General features: G+C 48.0%; 7 protein-coding genes and 1 riboswitch. Of the genes, 5 read left to right on the top strand and 2 right to left on the bottom strand.

Annotated elements, in window-relative coordinates:
- Positions 1-70: 70 nt before the first annotated feature.
- The gene (locus ABMB67_RS07465) at positions 71-319 is read right to left on the bottom strand and encodes a hypothetical protein (RefSeq protein WP_354571561.1); all 249 of its coding nucleotides are present in this window, start codon (positions 317-319) and stop codon (positions 71-73) included.
- A gap of 110 nt (positions 320-429) precedes the next feature.
- Here ABMB67_RS07465 and ABMB67_RS07460 point away from each other — a divergent pair, with 110 nt between their 5' ends.
- A complete protein-coding gene (locus ABMB67_RS07460; RefSeq protein WP_354571560.1) occupies positions 430-708 on the top strand; it encodes a hypothetical protein in 279 nt (92 codons plus the stop codon).
- Between the two features lie 118 nt (positions 709-826).
- Here the strand turns inward: ABMB67_RS07460 and ABMB67_RS07455 are convergent, their stop codons facing one another.
- On the bottom strand, positions 827-1072 hold the full coding sequence (locus ABMB67_RS07455; protein WP_251194496.1) for a hypothetical protein: 246 nt from the start codon (positions 1070-1072) through the stop codon (positions 827-829).
- A gap of 171 nt (positions 1073-1243) precedes the next feature.
- On the opposite strand from ABMB67_RS07455, the gene ABMB67_RS07450 reads away from it, so the two are divergent.
- The 4 genes from ABMB67_RS07450 to thiC all read left to right on the top strand — a co-directional run bounded on the left by ABMB67_RS07450 (position 1244) and on the right by thiC (position 6654).
- Positions 1244-1489, top strand: coding sequence for a TetR-like C-terminal domain-containing protein (locus ABMB67_RS07450; protein WP_251194497.1), 246 nt, complete (start codon positions 1244-1246; stop codon positions 1487-1489).
- Between the two features lie 177 nt (positions 1490-1666).
- Positions 1667-3145: an aldehyde dehydrogenase family protein gene (locus tag ABMB67_RS07445; RefSeq protein ID WP_251224849.1), complete on the top strand. Its 1479-nt coding sequence runs from the start codon at positions 1667-1669 to the stop codon at positions 3143-3145.
- Between the two features lie 172 nt (positions 3146-3317).
- Positions 3318-4517: an MFS transporter gene (locus ABMB67_RS07440; protein ID WP_251194499.1), complete on the top strand. Its 1200-nt coding sequence runs from the start codon at positions 3318-3320 to the stop codon at positions 4515-4517.
- Between the two features lie 64 nt (positions 4518-4581).
- A riboswitch (TPP riboswitch) is annotated at positions 4582-4696 on the top strand.
- 173 nt (positions 4697-4869) lie between these two features.
- Positions 4870-6654, top strand: coding sequence for a phosphomethylpyrimidine synthase ThiC (thiC, locus tag ABMB67_RS07435; protein WP_354571559.1), 1785 nt, complete (start codon positions 4870-4872; stop codon positions 6652-6654).
- Positions 6655-6750: the final 96 nt, after the last annotated feature.

Here is a 6750-nt window from a genome sequence, read left to right as displayed (position 1 = left end):
GTACGACAGTTACGACGCGAGATACGAGACGTTAAAATACACACGACCGAAAGAATGCAAAGGCTGTCCGTTAGCGCAAGATACCCTCTGTCAAAGTTTGCGTAAACAGGCTCTCGTTGATGGTTAGAAGAAGCAGCCCGGCGAAGAGAATGAGGACAATGATCGATGCCGAAAGCGGAACAGCCTTTTTCAGCCTTGCAGCAATCGTTCCCCCCGGTTGATCACCATTGCCGGCCTCCTGTTCCTTAATTTTTTGAAACACTTTCTTGCGATCCTCCTCTGTAAAGCGCAGCCCATGCTCATCCTTTCTTCTGTCCATCGTTTTCCCCCTCCTCAGAAGAAGAGGCTTGGATTGAAGACATCGAAGAACTGTCCTTTATTTGGGCAAATGCGTTAAAAGAGCGGGACGGAAAGCCGCGTTATGAGATGATGTCTGCCGAAGCAAAAGAAAAATTTATCGAGGAACAGAAGACTGTTAGTGGAACGGACTGGAACTATGTCCTTTGCTGCTCAAGCCCATGGGTTGTGGAATTTGAGATAGAGCGGAAAGACGAGCATTCGGTGATGATCACATATCTCACGCAAACGAGCGAACCGCGTTACTACAAAAGTGTAGAAGTGATTTCTTTTCGTGAGGAGAATGGCAGGGCCGTAGTCGATGAGTATGAGACAGTGTTAGAAGATGAAGAGGTAAGGGAAGCCGAATAAGTGCTCTTAAGCAAAGGGCAAAACCCGCAAAATCAGGCAACGGCTACGCTTATTACGAAAAAGCTGCTGAAAACGTACGATTTTCAGCAGCTTCTTCACAACGGATTTGTGTCTGCTTTTACGATCTGCTTGCCGTTTGTTCCTTTGCATCAAGGATCTCCCCGGAAGCCTGGCTCGCGCGCTTAATAAAGAAGGAGAGAACCAAACTAATAAAGCCGAGAAGAAGAATGGTGAAATAAGCGTCATTGATTCCCTGAATGGAGGCTTCCATTAGCAGGTGGCTTTCTTCTCCAGCATTTGCCGCGCCTGTTGTCATTTTTTCGAGGTGAGTATTTGTTCTGCTTGTCATAATCGTTACGAGCAAAGATGTCCCTATGGCGCCGGCTACTTGTCTAACTGTATTGGAAATCGCCGTGCCGTGGACATGAAGGCTTTGCCGGAAGCTGATTTAGCCCTGCTGTCTGAACCGGCATCAAAAACAGCGCCATCCCAATTCGACTGCCAGTATACAACAGAATAAGGAAGGCATAAGGCGTTGCATCGGTCAGGTCGGTATAGCCGAGCGTTGCATAAGGATAATGGCGAAGAGAGCAAGGGACGTGAATCCAAGCTGCTGAAGGCCGGAATTCAAATGGAGGTTTTCATCTGGTATGATTCTGCCGCTTTAATCGGAACGATCGTCGCCTGGCTGAAAAACGACATGCCGTACACCCCGGCCTTTTTAGCGAAACAAATTTATTTGATTCATAACCGGGCGTGGAACAAGGTCGAGGAAGGGTAACGAAGCAGGATAGTTGACTCGACCGAGATCTTTTTCTATAGTTGCTATAGCAACAAAGAAAATTGACCGCTGCCATATATTCTCAATTGATGATGAGTATAGAGGCGAAAGAGGGAGGAACAAACTACACATAATGTAGTCAATTATATCCTGTCTCTTTAGAAAGGACGGTCAAGCATGTCAGATCAAGCATTTATAGCTGAAGCGATTATTAATGGTGAAAAAATAAGGTCGGAAAAGCAGGCCCCTCGTGAAAACCCGACCCGGCCGAGTGAGATTGTCGGTTACGCGCCGGTTAATACCCGTGAGGAGGCCGTCCAGGCGATAGAGGCGGCTTACGGCGCTTTTCCGGGTTGGACGGAAACGGCGATAGACGAGCGGATCGAGCGGATGAAAAGCGCGATTCAGAGGATGAAAGAGGCCGCGCCGGACATTGCGCATCTCTTATCAAAGGAACACGGAAAGCCGCTGTATGATTCGGAAGGTGAAATCGGTGTTTCACTTGCCTGGATGGAGTTTGCCTGCGAACATGCAAAAGAAGTATTGAAAAATGAAGTCCAAGAGCATGAGAGTGGGAAAACGATTATCGCCCGGGACGGGATCGGGGTCGTATCGGCGATTACACCGTGGAATTATCCGCTATCCTTGTCAACGATTAAAATTGCCCCGGCTCTTCTGGCGGGGAACACGATGGTGTTGAAGCCGAGTCCGTTAGCGCCTTTAGCTGTCAGCAAAGTCATTGAAATCATCGCCGGCGAGCTGCCAAAGGGTGTTCTGAATCTCGTGCACGGGGAAACGGATGTCGGTGTCGAATTGACGTCGAATCCGAAGGTGGCGAAAATTGCCTTTACGGGAGGAACGGAGACCGCGAAGCATATCATGAAAGCCGCTGCCGATACGATCAAGAAGATGACGCTTGAGTTGGGTGGAAATGATGCGGCGGTTGTTTTAGAGGACTTCGATGTTGAGGATGAGAGAGCAATGCGGCGCATTGTGATTTCCAACTTTTTAACGGCGGGGCAAATATGTATGATCGCCAAACGAATCTACGTTCACCGTTCCATTTATGACCGCTTTGTTGAGAAGTATATTGAAGCGGCGAATAAATGGATTCGAGTAGGTGACCCGTTTAATAAAGAAGTCACCATCGGCCCGGTGAACAATAAGAAGCAGGCGGAGTATGTCCAGAGCTTAATTGATGGTGCCGAGAGCAAAGGGGCAACAGTGATCAAGCTGGGCAGGATCGTAGATGAAGAGCTGTTCAATGAAGGCTATTTCATGCAGCCGACGGTCGTGCTGGAGGCGGATTATCATGATCCGATCGTGGTCGAGGAGCAGTTTGGCCCAACCGTCCCGATATTACCTTTTGATGATGACAGACATGCGATTGAGCTGGCAAATGATAGTATTTATGGACTGACGAGTTCAGTTTGGGGAGAAGAAGAGCACGCGATTAAGGTGGCGAAGCATATCCAGGCAGGGACGACGATGATTAATACAGCAGCTGTACAAGGGCTGGATGTCCGCTTTCCGTTCGGTGGTGTGAAGCAGTCGGGAATCGGGCGGGAATATGGAAAAGAAGGTCTTCTTGCTTATACGGATACGCATGTTATCAACATACCAAAAAACGGTGAGCTGCCATACATCCCTGAATAAAAAAAGGACGAAGCGTTACGGTTTACAAGCATGGAGAGAGCGCGGGGCTCTTTTCCATGCGGGTAGCGCCCGAAACGATTGTGATAATTTGAGGACTTTTGAGACAGCCCTTGATTCCTCTTTTAATGGCTGTTTTTTTGTTGGAGAAGAATTGGGAAAGAAGTGAAAAGGAATGGGGAAAACAAAGCTTTGGACGAAGGATTTTATTAGTATTTCATTAGCGAGCTTTTTTATCTTTTTAATTTTTTATATGCTGATGGTGACATTGCCGATTTATATTGTGGAGAGCCTGGCGGGCGGAGGTCAATCGATCGGGTTGAACGCCGCTTTATTCGTTATTGCCGCGATTGTCTTTCGGCCATTCGCCGGAAATTGGCTGCAATCAGTCGGACAAAAGAAAACGTTACTAATCGGTACTCTTATTTTTGTAGCAGGTTCATTTTTATACTTTTTTGCCTCGACGATTTTTCTTTTGTTGGTGCTGCGGATTTTGCACGGGGTCGGCTTTGGCATCGCGACGACCGCGACCGGGGGGATTGTCGCCACCGTTATCCCAAGGGAACGGCGTGGAGAAGGAATGGGCTATTATGCGACTTTCATGAATCTTGCCATGGTGATTGGCCCTTTTTTAGGTCTTTCTTTTATTCATTCGTGGGGCTACACTTTTTTAATGGTATTATGCGCCGTTTTTTCTTGTCTTGCCCTCATCTGTGCATTGCTTGTCAACGTAGCGGATAAAAGCGCGGCTTCCGCAGAAGTGGCCGCGGTCAAACAGCGGGTTAGTCTCGCTCAATTTTTTGAAAAAAGAACGTTCCCGATTGCGATTGTTGCTTTTGTTCTGGCATTTGTTTATTCAGGCGTCCTTTCGTTTATCTCGGTTTATGCCGAAGAGCTGAATCTGATTCAGGCTTCGAGCTTTTTCTTTGTCGTCTACGCAACCTTTCTGTTAATTTCCAGACCATTTACAGGACGCTGGTTTGATCTGTATGGAGAAAATAAAGTGATTTATCCATGCATCATCGTATTTGCTGTCGGCGTTTTGGTTTTGAGCCAAGTGGGATCAGGATGGATGCTCTTGCTCGCCGGAGGGCTGATTGGGCTTGGATTTGGTACGTTGTTTTCAAGCTTTCAGGCAATCGCCATTCAAGCTTCACCGCCTGAACGGGCAGGGGTTGCCACAGCAACGTTTTTTGTATTGTTTGATTCCGGGTTCGCCATCGGTTCATTTCTATTAGGTATTATGGCGACATATTTAGAATATGCCGATATTTATCTGGCCTGCTCAGTCCTTGTCCTATTATCAACGGGGCTCTATTATTTCTTTCATGGAAGAAAAGCCCGCCGGGAAAAAGCTGCTTTTTCTGGTACTTGAACAAATAGTAAAATTTTTCTTTTCATTTGAGCGGGACTTCTGTATACTGAGGGTAAATTGAATAAGCAATAACTGGGGGAGTCCAATGAGGTGGGCTGAGAAAGAAACACGTTGAAGTTTCTTGACCCTTGGGACCTGATCTGGCTCATACCAGCGTGGGGAAGTTAGCATAATAACAGCACATACATCTGTTTGCATGAGCCGGGTCCATTCGTTTACGTGATGGATCCGGCTTTTTAGATAGGCAGCGTCAGTCTGACGATGTCACGCGAAGAAGGCAATGCACAGCCTTCACGCCGTTGTGCCAGATCTCGTCCTTTCACACTTAAAATGTAAAGGAGAGATTTTTTTTATGTCGACATCTTCATTAAACGAAAAAAACATGTCCATTATGTCCAGCTTTGCCGGGAGTAAGAAGGTGTATGTCAATGGCTCCAGGCCCGATCTTAACGTACCGATGAGGGAGATTGAACTGAGTCCGACAACGGGCAGCTTTGGGGAAGAAGAGAACCCTCCTCTCCGTGTTTATGATACGAGTGGGCCGTATACCGATCCGGATTATACAGTGAATATGGAAAAGGGGCTTCCGGCGATTAGACGAGGGTGGATTGAAGAGCGTGGCGATGTGGAGGAATATGAAGGGCGTGAAATCAAGCCGGAGGATAACGGCTATCAGGACAAGGATGATCCAAGAGCGAATCACCGCGTCTTTCCAGGTTTAAAGCGGAAGCCGTTACGCGCGAAAAAAGGACAAAATGTCACCCAGCTGCACTACGCGAAAAAGGGAATCATTACACCTGAAATGGAGTTTATCGCGATCAGGGAGAATCTGAAGCCGGAATTTGTCCGAGAGGAAGTGGCAAGGGGGAGGGCGATTATCCCAGCTAATATCAACCACCCCGAAACGGAGCCGATGATCATCGGACGAAACTTTCATGTGAAAATTAACGCGAATATCGGCAACTCCGCTGTTTCTTCTTCGATTGAGCAAGAGGTTGAAAAAATGACCTGGGCGACCCGTTGGGGGGCCGATACGATTATGGATCTTTCTACAGGAAAAAACATTCATACGACCCGGGAATGGATCATTCGCAACTCGGCGGTTCCGGTCGGGACAGTGCCGATTTATCAGGCGCTGGAAAAAGTGAAAGGAGTCGCTGAAGATCTCACATGGGAGGTATACCGCGATACATTGATCGAGCAGGCGGAGCAGGGAGTCGATTATTTCACGATTCATGCTGGCGTCCTTTTACGCTACGTGCCGTTAACAGCGAAGCGCTTAACGGGAATCGTCTCGCGTGGAGGCTCAATCATGGCCCAATGGTGCCTCTACCATCATCAGGAGAATTTCCTGTATACTCATTTTGAAGAAATCTGCGAAATTATGAAGACCTATGACATTGCGTTCTCATTGGGAGACGGCTTGCGTCCGGGGGCAATCGCCGATGCAAATGATGAGGCGCAGTTTGCTGAATTAGAAACGTTGGGAGAATTAACGAAAATCGCCTGGGAGCACGATGTTCAAGTGATGGTCGAAGGACCGGGGCATGTGCCGATGCATTTAATAAAAGAAAATATGGAGAAGCAGCTGGAAGTGTGTCAGGAGGCGCCTTTTTACACGCTTGGCCCGCTGACAACCGACATCGCGCCGGGCTATGACCATATTACATCGGCAATTGGCGCGGCGATGATTGGCTGGTACGGAACTGCGATGCTTTGCTATATAACGCCAAAGGAGCATCTCGGCCTGCCGAATCGCGATGACGTCCGCGAAGGGGTAATCACCTATAAGATTGCTGCCCATGCCGCGGACTTGGCGAAGGGCCATCCGGGGGCACAGAAAAGGGATGACGCGCTATCAAAAGCCCGCTTTGAATTCCGCTGGCGCGATCAATTTCATTTGGCACTTGATCCCGAACGAGCGCTGGAGTTTCATGATGAAACCTTGCCTGCCGAAGGGGCGAAGACAGCTCATTTCTGCTCGATGTGCGGGCCGAAATTTTGCAGCATGCGGATCTCTCAGGACATTCGCGAATATGCGAAGGAGAACAAGCTTGATACGAAAGAAGCGATTGAGCAAGGGATGAAGGAAAAGGCCGAAGAGTTTAAGCGGTCGAGCGGAAGTGTCTATCAATAAATTGGAGGCTGTCTTTACCGGTGCATAGAACTGGTGAAGGCAGCTTTTTTTGCCAGTATGGATGGGACTTTTTTTATCTATAAAGAAAAAAGGGAT

The sequence above is a fragment of the Halalkalibacter oceani genome, assembly GCF_040544555.1.
Taxonomy (GTDB): Bacteria; Bacillota; Bacilli; order Bacillales; family Bacillaceae_D; genus Halalkalibacter; species Halalkalibacter oceani.
Note: the sequence above shows the minus strand (reverse complement) of the source record. Positions and strands in the feature narration are given on the sequence as shown.

Excerpts from the sequence above, each read along its gene's own strand:
- ABMB67_RS07465 (WP_354571561.1), bottom strand. The coding sequence starts at position 319 with ATGGACAGAAGAAAGGATGAGCATGGGCTGCGCTTTACAGAGGAGGAT.
- ABMB67_RS07460 (WP_354571560.1), top strand. The coding sequence starts at position 430 with ATGTCTGCCGAAGCAAAAGAAAAATTTATCGAGGAACAGAAGACTGTT.
- ABMB67_RS07445 (WP_251224849.1), top strand. The coding sequence starts at position 1,667 with ATGTCAGATCAAGCATTTATAGCTGAAGCGATTATTAATGGTGAAAAA.
- ABMB67_RS07440 (WP_251194499.1), top strand. The coding sequence starts at position 3,318 with ATGGGGAAAACAAAGCTTTGGACGAAGGATTTTATTAGTATTTCATTA.
- thiC (WP_354571559.1), top strand. The coding sequence starts at position 4,870 with ATGTCGACATCTTCATTAAACGAAAAAAACATGTCCATTATGTCCAGC.